Here is a 15,784-nt window from a genome sequence, read left to right on the forward strand (position 1 = left end):
CGCGCCGCGTCATTCCGCCAGCATGAATTCGGCGCAGCGCTCCGCGATCATGATCGTCGGCGCGTTCGTGTTGCCGGACACGATCCGCGGCATCACCGACGCATCGCAGATCCGCAAGCCGTCGACACCCTGCACCGACAGGCGCGGCGTCACGACCGCGTGTTCGTCGTTGCCCATGCGGCAGGTGCCGGCCGGGTGATAGACGGTTTTCGCGCGACGCCGCACGTAGTCGGCGAGTGCCGACTCGGTCAGCGTCTCGGCTTCGCGCACGATGCGCGCGAGCGACGGCGCGCGGATGATCCGCCGCGCGAGCGCGACGCCGCGCACGAGACCGTCGACATCGGCCGGGTCGGACAGCGCGCCGCTGTCGAACAGGATCGGCGCGGCCGGATCGTTGCCGCGCAGTTGCACCGAGCCGCGCGAGCGCGGCCTGAGCAGGCACGGGTTGATCGACAGGCCGTGGCCGGGCAACGGCTCGCGATCGACGTCGCCGACGAGCGTCGGCAGCACGTGGAACTGGATGTCCGGGCGGCCGCTGCCGGTCGTGTCGACGAACGCGCCGGATTCGACGACGTTCGACGTCAGCAGGCCCGTGCGGCACAGCATCCACTGCAGCCCGTGCCGCAATGCCTTCAGCCCGCGATCCTCGCCCAGCAGGCTCACGGGCGCGTGGCTGCGGCCGTAGATCGAGACTTCGAGATGATCCTGGTAATTCGCGCCGACGTCGCGGCTGTCGTGCCGCACGTCGATGCCGTGCGCGTGCAGGTGCGCGCCGGGCCCGATGCCCGACAGCATCAGCAGCTTCGGCGTGCTAAGCGCACCGGCTGCGAGCACGATGTCGGCGCGCGCGGCGGCCGAACCCGTCGCGCCGCTTGCCGTCCGCCATTCGACGCCGGTCGCACGCCGGCCGTCGAACAGGATGCGCGTCACGCGGCAGCCGGTCAGCACGCGCAGGTTCGGATGCCGCAGCGCGTCGGCGAGATAGGTGGCCGCGGTACTGCCGCGCCGGCCGTCGAAGATCGTCGTGTGGTAGAACCCGACGCCATGTTGCGCGGCGCCGTTGAAATCGTCGTTGTAGGCGATGCCGGTTTCCTGAGCGGCTTTCACGAACGCGAGGCTCAGCGGATGCCTGAAGCGCGTGTCGCCGACCTTCAGCGGCCCGTCGGTGCCGTGAAACGGCTCGGAGAGCCGCAGGTGCGATTCGGCGCGCCTGAACACGGGCAGCACGTCGTTCCAGCCCCAGCCCGTGCAGCCGAGCGCGGCCCAGTCGTCGTAGTCGTCGCGCGTGCCGCGCACGTACAGCATCGCGTTGACCGAACTGCCGCCCCCGAGCGTGCGGCCCTGCGGCACGTAGGTCCTGCGTCCCGCCGCACCGGCTTGCGGCTCGCTCTCGAACGTGACCGTGCGGCGCGTGCCGAGTACGCGGATGAACGTCGCCGGTATCCGGATGAACAGGCTGTCGTCTTTCGGGCCGTCCTCGAGCAGCAGCACGCGCCTGCCGGCCTTCACCAGCCGGTGCGCGACCGTGCAGCCGGCCGAGCCGCCGCCGACGACGATATGGTCGTACGTCTCCATCCCGCTTCTTCTCCTTGCTGTCGGGCGGCGAAACGAGTGCCGCCGCGCAGGAAGCCAGCTTAGCGACCGCCATGCGGCCCCGTTTGACCGGGACGGACGGGGTGTTTGCCTCGCCGGGACACGGCGGCGGGTGGACGGTGGCGGGCTAGCGCGCGTCGGCCGGTGCCGGCGCCGACGCGCGCGACTCGCTCGGCGTCTCGCCGAAGCGCGCGCGATAGCTGCGGCTGAAGTGCGCGCTGTTGTTGAAGCCCCAGCGGAACGCGATTTCGCTGACCGTCAGGTGCTTCAGCGACCGGTCGCGCAAGTCGGCGCGGCAGCGTTCGAGCCGCCGCGCAAGGATGTAGCGCGTGAGCGGCGTTCCTTCGAGCTCGAAGACGCGCGAGAGCTGGCGTGGCGACAGGTTGATCGCGCGGCTCACCGACCGGCTGTCGAGATCGTCGTCGGCGAGATGGCTGTCGATGAACGCTTTTGCGCGCGACAGCGTGTGGACGGTCGACCTGGTCGGCGACGCGTCGCCGTCGCGCAGCCGCAGCATCGACTGCACGAGATCGAGGATCGCGGCGGCGCGCCGTTCGCGCGCACCGGGCGTCGGCTCCTGCGGCGCGGCGAGCAGCGCATACACCTGCCGCACGGCCCACGATGCGACGCCGTCGTCACGGTCGATCTTGACGAGGCTGCGGTAGCGCCACGGGCCGACGCGCGCCTCGAACACGTCGCGCGGCACGTCGAGCACGGTCATCGCCATGTCGGCGGGAAAACCGTGGCCGTACGGCATCGACGTGTCGTAGAGCACGAGGTCGCCGGGCCCGTGCTGCATGCAGTCGACGTCCTGGAACGTGTAGCCTTGCCCTGCGTGCATCAGGCAGATGAACACGGCATCGCGCTGGTCCGCGTGGATGTTGTGCGGCGTGCGCACGACTGCGTGCCGGTTCGCGACGATGTCGCACGCGCGGAACAGCCCGAGATCGCGCTTGCGCAGCGACGCATCGATCCCTTCGGACGACTTGCCGCTGCATTCGATCCGCACGAGCGTGCGAGCGACATGGTCGACCCAGTAGTCGACGCGTTCGTGGCCGCGCACGGCGCGCGTCGAGATCGTGGCGATCTCCGTGCTGGTGTCCGGCATGACGTTCTCCCGATGACCGCCTGAGCGGCGCAGTCTCGGGCACGCCGGAGCGCGTGGTCAATCCGTGAAAGACCCGGGGCATGTGCGTGACGCGCTTGCAGCGGGGCATGGCGGGCGATTGCGCGATCGATGTCCGTTCGGATCAACGAAAGCGGCCGTGCGAGTCAAGACACGGATGCGGCTTTGGGCTAAGCGTGGCCGGCTTACTTCGACGAAGACGACGGCAGCCCGAGCGACACGTCCTGCTCGTAGCCCATCTTGCCGCCTCGGTACTCGACGCTCACGTGGCCGGCCCGCCGCGCGTCGGTGACGTTCGCGTAGATCGACGTCATCACCATCCCCGCGTCGCAGTCGAGCGCGATCGTGCGGTCGACGCGGCCCGTCGCGCTGTTCACGGCCCGCAGCGACTGCATCGCAACGCCGCACTTGTCGGACAGCGCGTAGACGCCGATCAGCATGTGCGTCTTCGTGCGATACCACATCGGGATATCGACATTGCCGTCCAGCTGCGGGTGCTGGTCGTCGGTGTCGTTCAGCCGGCCGACTTCGTCCAGCGTGATCGGCAGCGTCTTGCGGCCGTCGTCCCACGTGCCGGTTGCCGTTTTCCCGGTGACGTTCAGCGCGATCGGGCAGGGCTTCGGCCGTGACGGCGAGGCGGCCGGTGCGACCGGCGAGTCGGCGTTCGATGCGGGCAGCGATGCTTCGCACAGCGTCATGCGGCCATCGGGCTCACGGCGGCCCTGCAACGGGATCGGCTTGCGATGCGCGTCGTAGTAGTAGCTGCCGTCGACGCGCCAGCGGCCCGCGTCGTTGTGGTTGATCGCGTCGTAAGTCTGCAGCGACACGTGTACCGGCGCGTTGCCGATCGTGCCGGTGTAGTTCGCGATTTCGTACCAGCCCGCGTAAGACGCGGCCGGCGCGCAGGCGAACGGCACGGCGAGCATGGCGGCGAACGGGGAGGCGTAGCGGGCGCGGCGGGTGTTCCGGGGCATGGGCGTTTTTTGTGCGAGGTGTGGGGCCGGGCGTCACGGATATCGGTCCGGCCGTGTCGAGCCGTGCGGCGGGCCGCCCGTGCGCCGCCATTGTATCCATCCGCCCCACCCGAATGCCCCGCCACCGCGCATGCGGTGACAGGGGCGCGCACACGACACGGGCCGGTCGCGGAACCGCGCAGGCCGCGCGATCCGGTCGGCCGGCCCGCTGCCGATGACTTCAGGCCGCGCTGGCCTCGTCGATCCGGCGGATGTCGTCCTGATCGAGCGTGACGCGGATCGCGTCGCCGAGCGATTCCAGCTGCGCGAGCGACGTCGCGCTCGCGATCGGTGCGGTGATCGTCGGCCGCGCGATCTGCCAGGCGAGCGCGATCGCGGCCGGCTGCGTGCCGTGTTTCGCCGCCACCGCATCGAGTGCCGCGAGGATGCGCAGCCCGCGTTCATTCAGGTAGCCGGCGACGCGGTCGCCGCGCACGCTCTTCTTCAGGTCGGCCTCGCTGCGGTACTTGCCCGACAGGAATCCGCTCGCGAGCGCGTAGTAGTTGACGACGCCGAGTTTCAGGTCGCGCACGACCGGCTCGAGATCGCGTTCGTAGTCGGCGCGGTCGAGCAGGTTGTATTCGGGCTGGATGACCTGGTACGCGGGCAGCCCGTCGCGCGCGCTGATCGCGGCGGCTTCGCGCAGGCGTGCGCCGCTGTAGTTCGACGCGCCGATGATGCGCACCTTGCCCGCATCGATCAGCGTTTGATACGCGCCGAGCGTTTCTTCGAGCGGGGCCGTGTCGGCGAGATCGCGGTGCGAGAAATACAGGTCGATGTAGTCGGTCTGCAGGCGGCGCAGCGAATCGTCGACGGCCTTCAGGATGTTGTCTTTCGACAGCCCCGCGCGCGCGTCGAGCAGGCCGACCTTGGTCGCGATCACGACCTGCTCGCGCTTGCCCGAGCGCTTCAGCCACTTGCCGATGATCGTTTCCGATTCGCCGCCGTGGTTGCCGGGAACCCAGGCCGAATAGACGTCGGCCGTGTCGATGAAGTTGATGCCGGTGTCGGCGAGCGCGTCGAGCAGCGCAAACGACGTGTTCTCGTCGACGGTCCAGCCGAAGACGTTGCCGCCGAACGCGAGCGGCGAAACCTGGATGTTCGATGTGCCGAGGGGGCGGTGTGCCATGTTTCTCTCCGGGTGGTGCGGGATCAGGGGATTGGACTGCGGGAGATGAAGCCGGTCGCGTTGAGACGGCGAAGCGCAGCACGAGGTTCCTCCTGCAGCACGCAAACCGACGTGTTCGGAGGCCGTGTGTCGGGATGCCGGATCAAGCGGCATCATCATGGATGCGCTGTCCGTTCGAGCGTCGCCCGGCACGCCGCAAGACATTGTATTTGTTACCGAATTCTCGCGGGAGGCGAAGAAATTACCGGGTCGTGTCAGCGTTGTCGCTGGTCGCGCTCTACGATATCCTTTCATCCCAAAAATAGGGAGGCAGCGCGCCGCTGCCATTCGAACGAAAGATCATTCTGAGGCGGTCATGGCTGACCTTGCAGCATTTATTCGCCCTCCGTTTTTCCTGCAAGACAAGCGCTTGCTCACGCTGTCTTTCCCCCACGACGACGCACCCTCGGTCACCGACGCGTACGGGCGGCACCGTCCGGCGCGGCTGGTCGCCGAGCGGCTCGTCGCGCACGAGGGGCTCGGGATCGACTTCACGTTTGAACTGACGCTGTTGTCCGGCGAGGCGGGCGTCACGCTGGACGACATGCTGGGCAAGCTGCTCGCGGTGTCGATGGTGCGCCCCGACGGCGGCCTGCGTTATTTCACCGGTTACTGCACCGAGTTTTCGCTGGTCCGCAACGACGACTCGATTGCGGAATATCGCGCGGTGCTGCGCCCGTGGAGCCATTTCCTGCGGACCCGCGTGAACAACCGTCTGTTCCTCGGCCAATCGCTTCAGCAGCAGATCGGCACGCTGCTCGCCGATTACCAGGGGCTCGCGCCGTCGTGGGAGTGGCGCGTGCGCGGCGACGATCCCGCGCGCACGATGAACGTTCAGGGCGGCGGGCTCGGCGAAAGCGACTGGAACTACATCGTCCGCCATCTGGAAGCCGTCGGGTGCCTGTACTGGTGGGAGCACGACGAGAAAGGCCTGAAGCTGATCGTCGGCGACGACAGCACGGTGCAGTGCCCGGCCGTCGACGGTCGCTCGCCCGTGATCCGTTTCCAGACGCACGACGGTCCGATGGCCGCCGACGCCATTTCGCGATGGTCCGCGGTGCGGTTGCTGTCCGCCGGCAGTTACAGCGCGACCGCGTTCGATTTCAAGGCGCCGCATGCGGCCAATGCGCAGATCCCGACGCTGCATCCGCCGGGCGTCGCGCCGCAGGTCGAGCATCACGAATACGTGGGGCACTACGGTTTCGCGAAACAGACGCGCGCCGGCGATGCGCTCGCACGCGTGAGGATGGAGGAGATCGAGGCGGCCGCGACGCGTTTCGACGCGGCCGGCAACCATCACGGCATCCTGCCCGGACGCTGGTTCCAGCTGGCCGATCACTTCAGCGCGGCGTCGGGCAGCCCGCAGGATCACGAGTACCTGATTCTCGAAGCCCGTCACGAAGCAGCGAACAACTACCTTCAGGCGGACGGCAAGCCCGAGTATCGCAACCGCTTCGTCGCGGGCCGTCGGCATACGCCCTGGCGCCCGGGTCGTGGCTTCAACAGCGAGCCCGTGCGTGTGCTGGCGCCGCAAACCGCGACCGTCGCCGGCGCGAAGGGGGCCGGCAGCGTCGACGTCGACGAATACGGTCGCGTCTGCATCGTCTATCACTGGGACCGTGCGGCGCAGGTCAGCGCGCGGATTCGCGTGGCCGCCGGCTGGGCGGGCGGCGAGAAGGGCATGATCGCGCATCCGCGCGTGGGCAGCGAGGTGCTCGTGATGTGCCTCGACGGCAATCCCGACCGGCCCGTCGTGTCGGGCACCACGTACAACGCGGAACGGATGCCGCCGTGGGCGCTACCCGACCAGCACGTGCTGACCGGCCTGCGCAGCCGCGAACTGTCGGGCGACAGCGGCAACGCGGCGGGCGGACGCTCGAATCACGTTCTGCTCGACGACACGCCGCAGCAGCTCCAGCTGAAGCTGCGCAGCGATACCGACGCGAGCGAACTGACGCTCGGGCACAACGTCCGCATCGACGCGACACAGGGGCGCACCGACCAGCGCGCCCGCGGTTTCGAGTTGCGGACCGACGCGCACGGCGCGGTGCGGGCGGCCAAGGGTCTGCTCGTCACCAGCGAGGCGCGCTACGACGCGCGTGCGCACGCGACCGATATCGGCGAGACCGTTGCACGCCTCGACAAGGCGCATGACCTGCACGAATCGTTGTCGGGTTCCGCGCACGACGTGAAGGCGCAGGAGTCCGGCGACCAGGATGCCGTCCATCAGGCGCTCCGCACGCAGAACGACGGCCTGAGAGGCACCGGCGGCAATCCTCAGCAAGGCGAGTTTCCGGAGTTCGCGCAGCCGTTTCTCGCGCTCGCCAGCCCGGCCGGGATCCTGGCCACGACGACGGGGTCGACCCATGTCGCGAGCGACCAGCACGTCGCGTTGACGAGCGGCGCCCATACGAGCATCGGCGCGGGCAAGAGCATGCTGGTCAGCGCGCAGGAGGCCGTGCGCGTCGCCGCGTTCGAGAAGGGCATTCGGCTCGTGGCCGCCGCCGCCGACATCGACATCCAGGCGCTGAAGGACAGCATCAACGTGCTGGCCAAGCTGGACGTGAAGGTCGATGCGAACCGCATCACCATCACCGCGAAGGAAGAAGTCCTGATCAACGGCGGAACCAGCTATACGCGCTGGAACGGTAGCGGCATCGTGCACGGGACCAAGGGCGAATTCACCGCACATGCCGCGTCGCACACGTTCACGGGGCCGGACAGCCTGCCGGTGCCCGCGCGCGCGTTCCCGGGCACGGCGTGCGCGCCGTGCATGGTCAACGCGGCATCGATGGCGTCGCCGTTCGCGGCCAAGGCATGAGGCAGGGCAGCGCATGACGAATGACCTGATTGCCGCGCAGGCGGCCGACGCGCTGCAGGCGGCGCTGTCGTCGCAGGACGGGCTGCGCGCTTACGTCCTGATCGACGGCGCATTGCTCGATACCTTGCCGGACGATGACAAGGCGTCGTGGCCCGCGTTCGTCGCGGCCTCGCTGCTCGACGACGCCGCCGACGACGAGGCGAGAATCGTCGGGCCGCTGCTGTTCGAATGGCAGCCCGGCGCCGACGGTGCCGATGCCGCGGACGCGATCGAGCCGCGCAGCATTCCGTGGCCGGCGGCGAGCGTGCTCGTGTCGCCGCTGTCGCTCGAGCGACTGGCCGCGCATCTGGCGCCGATGGTGGACGTCCAGCTCGAGCAGATGGAGAGCGTGATGCTGATGCGCTTCTTCGATCCGCGCGTGCTGCCGTTCTGGCTCGACATGCTGCCCGCCGCGCATCGCGCGTATCTGGCGCAGGGCGTGCGGCACTGGATTCACCGCGATACCTCGCTGCAGCTCCGGACGGCGGACATCGCCGCGCCCGCCAACGTCAGGCAGGCCGCCGAATTTCCGCTGCAGTTGACCCAGGCTCAGGAAGACGATCTGCTCGCCGCCTGCTATCCGTACACGATGCTCGAGCGGCTGCGTACCGAAAAGCCCGCGCTGCTCGCGTCGCTGCCGCCCGCACAGCACTACGGCTTCGTGCGCGATCAACTGGCACGCTGCCGCGCGCACGGCGCCGACAGCGCGGCGTCGTTGCTGATCTATTGCGAACTGGCATTGCGGTACGGCGCGCGCTTCGACGAGGATCCGGCGATGGCCGCCGTGTTCGACGCGGTGGCGCAGGGGCAGGCATTTCCGGAGGCGCTGGCGCTGGTGCCGGCGGAAGACTGGCGGCGCATGCAGGAAGCGGCCGCGTGATGGCGCGTGCGCGACGCGACCCGAATGAAATCGACTGGAAGAGAAGGAAGTTCAATATGAACCGCTGCTGGATCACCTTGCTGTCTGTGATGGTTTTTTCCACGGCCGCATGCAGCAAGACCTCGGGCGATGCCGAAAAGGAAAGCCTGGCCCCCGGCGACGCGAGCAAGTGGAATGACCCGAATTACGACGTCATAACGGCGGGGTCGTTCAACTATACGGATTACGATATCTACGGCGTTTACCTCCTGCCGCCGGACAAGAACAGCCTCGACGATGCGGCGAGCGCCGATGGGAAGAGCGCCACGCCGCGGAGCGCGACACACTGGACAGGCGGCGGCGGGCAAAGACCGAGCCTCGCATGGGATTTGCGATGGACCACGCCTCGCAAGTTCAAAGTGTGGTGGGAGCGCGTGGTCGACAAGCGCGCATTGGAAGCCTCGTCCCCCGATTACGACGAGTACACGCATCGAGAAACCCGACCCGGGATGGCATGGTGTGAAGGCGAGATCACGATCACGCGCCCGCCCGTGAAGGGCAAGAGCGGCGGTATCGTGTTGCACTTCTTCCCCGATGGCCGTGTGGAAGGCGATATGGACTTCCACGTCGATGGCCCAGTCCCGAAGGTGGCGCTTTCAATGCGCGACGAGCAGCGCAAGCTGACCGGTCGTGCCTGCCTGAAGGAAATTCCCAATCCGTTCTATGGCCGCAAGAAGCCGGCCCAATGGAACTGACGCCGGGCGCATTGCCGAAACAGGAGCGAAACTGCCATGAGCAATCCCCCCATTGTCAGACGCATCTCGGATCTCACCCCCGCCGAGGACGCCATCCGCAGTGCCCAGCGAGAAATTCTTGATCCGCTGCTGATCGAGCAATGCAAGGAGTGCCCGAAGCCCGTGTGGTTCACGGCATTCTTCGACGGAACGGGCAACAACTTCGACCTGGACGGCCGTGGTTTGAAGGATGTCAAGCTGACCAAGTACAGCAATATCGCGAAGCTCTGGCGGTTTGCGCATGCTGAAGACAACGCGTTCCCCCGGACTGTTGCACGCTATGTCGAAGGTGTCGGCACGCCGTGCGACAAAGTAGGAGATACCGGAAAGGGTCTCGACAATGCACTCGGTATGGCTGCCGCGAGAAAGGGCGAGTTGCGCATCCGATGGATGCTCAACGAACTCGACCGGCATGTCACCGGTCACATGCCCGCTGTGAGCCAGATCAACCTGGCCGTATTCGGTTTCTCGCGGGGCGCGACGGAAGCGCGTGCCTTCGTTCGCATGCTGACCGAGCAACTCGCCGAGAATATCGGCGGGAGGCTTTGGTGGAACAAGAAGAACATGAAGGGGCATCGCCCCGAAGTGGTCGTTTATTTCCTTGGAATTCTTGATACGGTTTCGTCAACGGGCTTCGGCGGCAGCCGCGTCGAGGCTGCGGGACCGGCCATCGCGACCATTTTTTTCGGACCGCTCGCCGGCGGTTACCTGTACTCCATCGACAAAGGCGGTCACGCGGAATGGGCGAACGATATTCGCATTCCGGGCTACGTGCGGCAATGCGTTCACTATGTGGCGTCGCAGGAGGTGCGGGAAAAATTCCCCGGTGACTCGGTGCGGGAAGACCAGAAGATTCCCGCGAACTGCCGCGAGGTGTACTACCCTGGCATGCACTCGGACGTGGGCGGTGGTTACGAGCACAACTACCAGGAAGGTCGAACCAACGAGCTGGCCAACGTTGCGCTGAACAATCTCTATATCGAAGCATGGAAGGCCGGCGTTCCGTTTCGTTCACCAAAGGAACTGCTTGCGGACGCCGGGCAACAGTTCGAGATTTCCAGGGAGCTGGAGGCCGCATGGAATGTCTACATGGGTCAGGGGGGCAGCAAAAGTGCGGGCGTGGCGCCGAATAGCGACAGGCTCGAGACGCAGGTCATTTGGCACATGAACCGCTATTATCAGTGGCGCGCCAGCAGAAGCCGCCGCCTGAAGGACGGCCGTCTGAAGCCACCCGGTGGCGTGGACGATCATATGGTCATTACCGATCGCGAGTGGAATGAAGATACGGATCGCTTGCGTCATGCAAACGGCGGATACCTGACTGTCTCTGTTTCGGAACAGGAAAAGGCCATCGACGCGGCCGTCCGGGTTGCCGGCAACTGGCTGGGTAGTCTCGATCCGGCGACGCGCGCGACGTTCGACAAGTTCTTCGACCACTATGTGCACGATTCGATTGCAGGTTTCAAGAAGCAGATGGAAGACGGCTACGTCGGCCCTGCGGAATTGAGCCGCTGGACGGTCAACCGCCAGTACTTCATGGGCAAGCGCGGCAAGAAGTTCCTGTACTGGCGCTACGAGGGCGACAAGGCCGAGCAGGCCGCCACGCAAATCGCCAAGGCCGATCCGGCCAGGCAGCAGGATCCGATGGCCGCCGACGAACCCCAACTGGCCAGCAACCAGCCCGTCGGCGGCACGCTGCCCGACACGACATCGACGGCCTGACGCCGGTCGCGACCGGCTGACCTCACGTCGCGGCAGACCGCATCTGCCGCGACGCTCCCCTCCCTACCGCAACTGCACGGCCGCGAGAAACAGCACCATGCTGCCGATCGCGCCGTCCAGCACGCGCCACGCGACTGCCTTGCGGAACCACGGCGCGAGCAATCGTGCCCCATAGCCGAGCCCGAGGAACCACACGACGCTGACCGACATCGCGCCGATCGCGAACGCGAGCCGCGCGCCTTCCGGTTCACGCGCGCCGGCCGTGCCGATCAGCAGGAACGTGTCGAGATACACGTGCGGGTTGAGCCACGTGAACGCGAGCGTCATCAGCACGATCGCGAGCCCGCTCTGCGGCGGCGGGGCGACCGCATCGCCGCGCACGTCGAGCGTTTCGTGGCCCGGCTTGAACGCGCGGCGCAGCGCGTTGATGCCGAACCACGCGAGATAGGCGAGGCCCACGTACAGCACCGCATGGACGAAGGTCGGATAGCGTTCGACGAGCGCCGATGCGCCGCCGACGCCTGCGCCGATCAGGATCATGTCGGACAGTGCGCACAGCAGCACGATCTTGCCGACATGCGAGCGCATGATGCCCTGCCGCAGCACGAATGCGTTCTGCGCGCCGATGGTGACGATGAGCGACCCGCAGAGCGCGGCGCCGTGGGAAAAAGCGAGCCAGTTCATGATGGATGACAGCAGGAGAAGCAGTAGACGGATGAATCGGGTAGCGCTAGTCTGCGGTCAGCATGAAAATAAGAGAAGCTAAATCACCTAATGCAGATTAAGGAAATCTAATGCTCGACTACGCGTTGCTCGATGCCCTCGCGGCGGTGATCCGGCACGGTTCGTTCGAGCGTGCGGCCAAGGAGCTGAATGTCACGCCGTCGGCCGTGTCGCAGCGCGTGAAATTGCTGGAGGAGCGGGTCGGCAGCGTGCTCGTCAAGCGCGGGCAACCGTGCGTCGCGACGACGTCGGGTGCGCTGCTGTGCCGTCACACCGAGCGCGTGCAGCTGCTCGAGGCCGAGCTGGGCGGGCGGATGCCGGCACTCCCGGGCCAGATCGCGAGCGCATGGCCGACGTTGCGTGTGGCCGTCAACGACGACAGCGTCGCGACGTGGTTCATCGACGCGGTCGGGCCGTTCTGCACGGAGCGCGAAACGTTGCTCGATCTCGTGATCGACGATCAGGATTACACGGCGTCGCGTATCCGCGACGGCAGCGTGCAGGGCGCCGTGACCGCGCAGGCCGAGCCGATCCAGGGATGCCGGTCGGAGCGGCTCGGGCGGATCCGCTATCGCGCGGTATGCTCGCCGGCGTTTTACGAACGCTACTTCGGCGCGGGCATTACGCGCGATGCGCTGCGTCGTGCGCCGTGTGTGATGTTCAATCCGAAGGACGGGTTGCAGGCGCGTTTCATCCGGCGCGTGACGCGCGCGGATCTCGATCCGCCGCAGCACTGGATACCGCACGTCGCGGGCTATCTGCGCGCATGCGAGACGGGATTGGGATGGGGGATGTGTCCGGACCGGATGGTCGATCGCCAGCTGGCGGCGGGTGAACTGGTCGACATGTCGCGCGGGCGAACGATCGATATCGACCTTTACTGGCAGAGCTGGCGTTTGTCGATCGGCTGGCTCGACGATTTCAGCGCGGCGCTGAAGGCGCGCGCCGCGCTGTTCCTCGATTGACCGGTCGCGTGACGCAGGTAGCGCGGCGCGCGAGATGTGCGCCGTGCGGCATCACGTCAGACGTGGTGCAGGCCGTCGAAATCGATGATCTGCACGTGGCGGCCCTGCATTTCGATCAGGCCGCGCTTCTGGAATTTCGACAACGTGCGGCTGACTGTTTCGAGCGTCATGCCGAGGTAGCTGCCGATGTCTTCGCGCGTCATCCGCAGGTTGAATTCCGACGGCGAGTAGCCGCGCTTCAGGTAACGCGACGATACGTCGAGCAGGAACGCGGCGACGCGCTCTTCGGCATTCAGCGAACCGAGCAGCATCGTTTGCGACGTTTCGCGCACGATCTGTTCGCTCATCAGCTTGTGCATGCGCAACTGCATCGAACCGGCTTCCGAGCACAATGCCTTGAGCGCGCTGTACGGAATCACGCAGACGGAGCTGTCTTCCAGCGCGACCGCGGTGCGCGGATGCGTGTCGTCGCAGATGCCGTCGAGGCCGAGCGCTTCGCCGGCGAGATGCAGGCCGGTGACCTGCTCGCGGCCGTCGTGGCGCGTCGCGACGGTTTTCAGCGAACCCGAGCGGACCGCGTACAGGTTGTCGAATGCGTCGCCTTCGCGGAACAGCGCTTCGCCGCGCTTGACGGGGCGCGCCGCGCAGATGACCGATTCGAGGCGGCTGAGCGCTTCGGGCGCCAGCCCCTGCGGCATGCACAGGTGCCGCATCGCGCACGTCGAGCAGTGGGCGGCCTGGCGAGGCGCCCAGCTACCGGCATGAGGCGTGGCGGCGGGACGTGTGGCGACGGGCGTCAGCATGATCGTTTACTCCGGCATTGAATCGACGGAATCATTGTCCCACCGCAACTTGCCGCTGTCGGGTGACAAAACGTCGCGACCGGCCGCGTATGCCGAACGCCGTTCACGCGGCCGGCTCGTCGGCGTTGGCGGCCGCCGGGATCAGCAGCACGGGCAGCGTCGCGTGGCGCACGCATTGCTCGGCGATGCTGCCGAGCACGAGACGGCGGAACCCGCGGCGGCCGTGCGTGCCGAGCACCAGCAGATCGGCGCCGAACGCTTTCGCGCCGTCCAGAATCAGCGACGATACGTCGTTGAGCGACGTCGCTTCGCTCCGCCGCGTCTCGCCCTTCACGCCCGCTGCCTGCATCAGCGCCGTGAAATCCTTCGCGAGCGCGTCGCCCTGCGCGACGAGCTGGTCGCGCAGCACGGACGGATCGTAGCCGGGCACGTTGTAGTAGATCGCGGCGTTCTCGACGACGTAGAACGGTTGCAGCTCGGCGCCGTGCGATTTCGCGAGCGCCAGCGCCGCATCGAACGCATGGCGGGACGTGTCGCTGCCGTCGACGGCAACCAGAATACGCTTGTACATAGTGTCTCCGAGTGGCGGGTTGAAACGAAGTCGGCCGAATGGCCGATCGGGCTGGGTGACGCGCGATGCTGCGAGGCAGGGTAAACCAATGGCCGGGACTTTGCAGCGAGGTGCCGGTCGTGCCGCGCGGCGGTGCCGCCTCCGATTGCGCGGCGCACGCCATGCACAGGGTGCATGCAGTGACGTGCGAGGCGTGTCGTGCGGCGTGGCCCCCGCCGTCGTCCGCATCGTCGGTGGAAATGCATGCGCAGGCAGCGTTGTCGCGCGCGGCACATGCGCATGCATGTGCATCGCCACGCGCGCCGATCGAGGCGACACCGCGCGACGGTCACGCGGATGCGTCGCCCGCCTCGCCATTCAATCGCAATCGCGCCGTTTCGACATGACCTCGATCAACGCACCTGCATCGGTGCGATTCACGGCGTGCATGAGACCGCCGGCGCCGTCGCGCGGAATCGTTCGTTCCTGCATCGCGCGGTTGACGGCACACGGTCGGCGCACTGTCGCGTGCGCCGATCCTCGGCCATCGGCTGTCGGCCGATACCGGTTGGCAAACGAACGATCGATTCAAACGCCGCGCCGGCTATCTCGGGACGGCGGTCAGCTCGAATACGCGCTCCGGCCGCCGCTGGTGGCCGGGCCAGTACGTGCTGCCGTACATCCGGTGGACGGGGCCGAACGGCGCATCGCTCATCGCCGGCGGCGCGTCGAAGCCTTTCTCGATCACCATGTATCCGGCACGCAGCGCGAACGCCGGATGGTTGCCGCCGGGGCGGCTGTCGAACCCGGCGAAGCCGTCGCCGGCTTCCGGCATCGCATTGACGAGCGACGCGTTGCTGCGCGTGATCTGGTCGGGCGAGATCGGCCCGCCGCCGGCGAGACGCGACGCCTCGCGGTTCTTGCCGTCGGTGTCGACCGTGCTGTCGTGCGTGTCGTCGTTGTCGAGCTCGATGCTGCGTGGGCGCGAGCGCTCGGTTTGACCGGATGATTCCATCGCGGCTCTCCTCGCGGCGAAGCGTTCCGGATCGAAGCAAATCCCGTTCCGGGCATGACGGGAAAAGGCGCGCGAGCGATCGCCGCGGTCGCGCGACGCGCACTGATTTGTCGTGATTTATTTCAGCTAGAAGACGCGTTTTCTACAGAGTATGATTCTTTTCCTGCGAAGCGGCGACAGGGGATTGAGTCGCGCCGCCTCTGCCCGCGCCGGGGCGCCGCAGCACCCTTAAAGACGGGCAGTGAACAACAAAGCAAGGGACTAGAGGTGGCGGATTCATGCAAGCGACTACTGCCTTCACGCACCGCGGTTATCTGTTGAACTGCGCGCCCGCGCGTGCCAGCGACGGTTCATTCAAGCCCTACGTCGTGATCTCCCGATCGAGCGACGGGGAGCTCGTTGCGAACCGCTTTTTCCCGATCGAGCTCCAGTTCAACGACGAAGGCGACGCGATCGCGCACGCGCGCGACTGGGCCGTGCGATGGATCGACGCCAGCAGCATCACGATCTGACGCTGCCGCGATTCGGTGCCCTCGGCCGTCCGGCCGATCCCCGGCGTGCCGCTGGCGGGCACAAAACGCGGTAATCTTGCG

Annotated in this window: 14 protein-coding genes; 6 read left to right on the top strand and 8 right to left on the bottom strand. The window is 66.9% G+C overall.

All coding sequences use genetic code 11. The features are described 5' to 3' along the window. Positions 1 to 9: 9 nt before the first annotated feature. The 4 genes from VK92_RS12895 to VK92_RS12910 form a co-directional block, all read right to left on the bottom strand. Positions 10 to 1,575 (bottom strand): GMC family oxidoreductase, encoded by a 1,566-nt coding sequence (locus VK92_RS12895; protein WP_048021242.1) that lies wholly within the window; start codon positions 1,573 to 1,575, stop codon positions 10 to 12. A gap of 145 nt (positions 1,576 to 1,720) precedes the next feature. Further along, on the bottom strand, positions 1,721 to 2,701 hold the full coding sequence (locus VK92_RS12900; protein ID WP_048021243.1) for a helix-turn-helix domain-containing protein: 981 nt from the start codon (positions 2,699 to 2,701) through the stop codon (positions 1,721 to 1,723). A gap of 203 nt (positions 2,702 to 2,904) precedes the next feature. Further along, positions 2,905 to 3,693: a hypothetical protein gene (locus VK92_RS12905; protein ID WP_048021245.1), complete on the bottom strand. Its 789-nt coding sequence runs from the start codon at positions 3,691 to 3,693 to the stop codon at positions 2,905 to 2,907. 220 nt (positions 3,694 to 3,913) lie between these two features. Next, the gene (locus tag VK92_RS12910) at positions 3,914 to 4,861 is read right to left on the bottom strand and encodes an aldo/keto reductase (RefSeq protein ID WP_048021247.1); all 948 of its coding nucleotides are present in this window, start codon (positions 4,859 to 4,861) and stop codon (positions 3,914 to 3,916) included. 409 nt (positions 4,862 to 5,270) lie between these two features. On the opposite strand from VK92_RS12910, the gene VK92_RS12915 reads away from it, so the two are divergent. The 4 genes from VK92_RS12915 to VK92_RS12930 are packed head-to-tail and all read left to right on the top strand — an operon-like array spanning position 5,271 to position 11,135. Next, positions 5,271 to 7,721: a type VI secretion system Vgr family protein gene (locus VK92_RS12915; protein ID WP_231600483.1), complete on the top strand. Its 2,451-nt coding sequence runs from the start codon at positions 5,271 to 5,273 to the stop codon at positions 7,719 to 7,721. 13 nt (positions 7,722 to 7,734) lie between these two features. Beyond that, complete coding sequence (locus tag VK92_RS12920; protein ID WP_048021251.1) at positions 7,735 to 8,640, top strand: DUF4123 domain-containing protein; 906 nt, start codon at positions 7,735 to 7,737, stop codon at positions 8,638 to 8,640. Further along, positions 8,640 to 9,374, top strand: coding sequence for a DUF3304 domain-containing protein (locus VK92_RS12925; RefSeq protein ID WP_231600497.1), 735 nt, complete (start codon positions 8,640 to 8,642; stop codon positions 9,372 to 9,374). The genes VK92_RS12920 and VK92_RS12925 overlap by 1 nt, the downstream gene beginning before the upstream one ends. Before the next feature lie 36 nt (positions 9,375 to 9,410). Further along, complete coding sequence (locus VK92_RS12930; RefSeq protein ID WP_048021255.1) at positions 9,411 to 11,135, top strand: T6SS phospholipase effector Tle1-like catalytic domain-containing protein; 1,725 nt, start codon at positions 9,411 to 9,413, stop codon at positions 11,133 to 11,135. A gap of 63 nt (positions 11,136 to 11,198) precedes the next feature. On the opposite strand, the gene VK92_RS12935 is transcribed toward VK92_RS12930, so the two are convergent. Continuing rightward, on the bottom strand, positions 11,199 to 11,819 hold the full coding sequence (locus VK92_RS12935) for a LysE/ArgO family amino acid transporter (RefSeq protein WP_021157577.1): 621 nt from the start codon (positions 11,817 to 11,819) through the stop codon (positions 11,199 to 11,201). Between the two features lie 110 nt (positions 11,820 to 11,929). Here VK92_RS12935 and VK92_RS12940 point away from each other — a divergent pair, with 110 nt between their 5' ends. Continuing rightward, positions 11,930 to 12,823: a LysR family transcriptional regulator ArgP gene (locus VK92_RS12940; protein ID WP_039344521.1), complete on the top strand. Its 894-nt coding sequence runs from the start codon at positions 11,930 to 11,932 to the stop codon at positions 12,821 to 12,823. A 56-nt stretch (positions 12,824 to 12,879) separates the two neighbouring features. Here the strand turns inward: VK92_RS12940 and fnr are convergent, their stop codons facing one another. From fnr to VK92_RS12955, 3 genes are all read right to left on the bottom strand, one after another. After that, positions 12,880 to 13,626 carry a fumarate/nitrate reduction transcriptional regulator Fnr gene (gene fnr / locus VK92_RS12945; protein ID WP_042973551.1) on the bottom strand — a complete coding sequence of 249 codons (747 nt, stop codon included), beginning with the start codon at positions 13,624 to 13,626 and terminating at the stop codon, positions 12,880 to 12,882. 103 nt (positions 13,627 to 13,729) lie between these two features. After that, positions 13,730 to 14,197, bottom strand: a complete 468-nt coding sequence (locus VK92_RS12950) for a universal stress protein (RefSeq protein ID WP_021157579.1) — start codon at positions 14,195 to 14,197, stop codon at positions 13,730 to 13,732. A gap of 583 nt (positions 14,198 to 14,780) precedes the next feature. After that, positions 14,781 to 15,191 carry a DUF3005 domain-containing protein gene (locus tag VK92_RS12955; RefSeq protein ID WP_048021258.1) on the bottom strand — a complete coding sequence of 137 codons (411 nt, stop codon included), beginning with the start codon at positions 15,189 to 15,191 and terminating at the stop codon, positions 14,781 to 14,783. A 278-nt stretch (positions 15,192 to 15,469) separates the two neighbouring features. Between VK92_RS12955 and VK92_RS12960 the strand changes: the two genes are divergently transcribed. Continuing rightward, the gene (locus tag VK92_RS12960; RefSeq protein WP_011356723.1) at positions 15,470 to 15,703 is read left to right on the top strand and encodes a hypothetical protein; all 234 of its coding nucleotides are present in this window, start codon (positions 15,470 to 15,472) and stop codon (positions 15,701 to 15,703) included. Positions 15,704 to 15,784 lie beyond the last annotated feature (81 nt).

The organism is Burkholderia sp. LK4, assembly GCF_001043615.1.
GTDB classification, from domain to species: Bacteria; Pseudomonadota; Gammaproteobacteria; order Burkholderiales; family Burkholderiaceae; genus Burkholderia; species Burkholderia cepacia.

Coding starts and splice junctions, on each gene's coding strand:
- VK92_RS12950 (WP_021157579.1), bottom strand. CDS start 14,197: ATGTACAAGCGTATTCTGGTTGCCGTCGACGGCAGCGACACGTCCCGC.
- VK92_RS12895 (WP_048021242.1), bottom strand. CDS start 1,575: ATGGAGACGTACGACCATATCGTCGTCGGCGGCGGCTCGGCCGGCTGC.
- VK92_RS12900 (WP_048021243.1), bottom strand. CDS start 2,701: ATGCCGGACACCAGCACGGAGATCGCCACGATCTCGACGCGCGCCGTG.
- VK92_RS12960 (WP_011356723.1), top strand. CDS start 15,470: ATGCAAGCGACTACTGCCTTCACGCACCGCGGTTATCTGTTGAACTGC.
- VK92_RS12905 (WP_048021245.1), bottom strand. CDS start 3,693: ATGCCCCGGAACACCCGCCGCGCCCGCTACGCCTCCCCGTTCGCCGCC.
- VK92_RS12925 (WP_231600497.1), top strand. CDS start 8,640: ATGGCGCGTGCGCGACGCGACCCGAATGAAATCGACTGGAAGAGAAGG.
- VK92_RS12930 (WP_048021255.1), top strand. CDS start 9,411: ATGAGCAATCCCCCCATTGTCAGACGCATCTCGGATCTCACCCCCGCC.
- VK92_RS12920 (WP_048021251.1), top strand. CDS start 7,735: ATGACGAATGACCTGATTGCCGCGCAGGCGGCCGACGCGCTGCAGGCG.
- VK92_RS12910 (WP_048021247.1), bottom strand. CDS start 4,861: ATGGCACACCGCCCCCTCGGCACATCGAACATCCAGGTTTCGCCGCTC.
- VK92_RS12935 (WP_021157577.1), bottom strand. CDS start 11,819: ATGAACTGGCTCGCTTTTTCCCACGGCGCCGCGCTCTGCGGGTCGCTC.
- VK92_RS12955 (WP_048021258.1), bottom strand. CDS start 15,191: ATGGAATCATCCGGTCAAACCGAGCGCTCGCGCCCACGCAGCATCGAG.
- fnr (WP_042973551.1), bottom strand. CDS start 13,626: ATGCTGACGCCCGTCGCCACACGTCCCGCCGCCACGCCTCATGCCGGT.
- VK92_RS12940 (WP_039344521.1), top strand. CDS start 11,930: ATGCTCGACTACGCGTTGCTCGATGCCCTCGCGGCGGTGATCCGGCAC.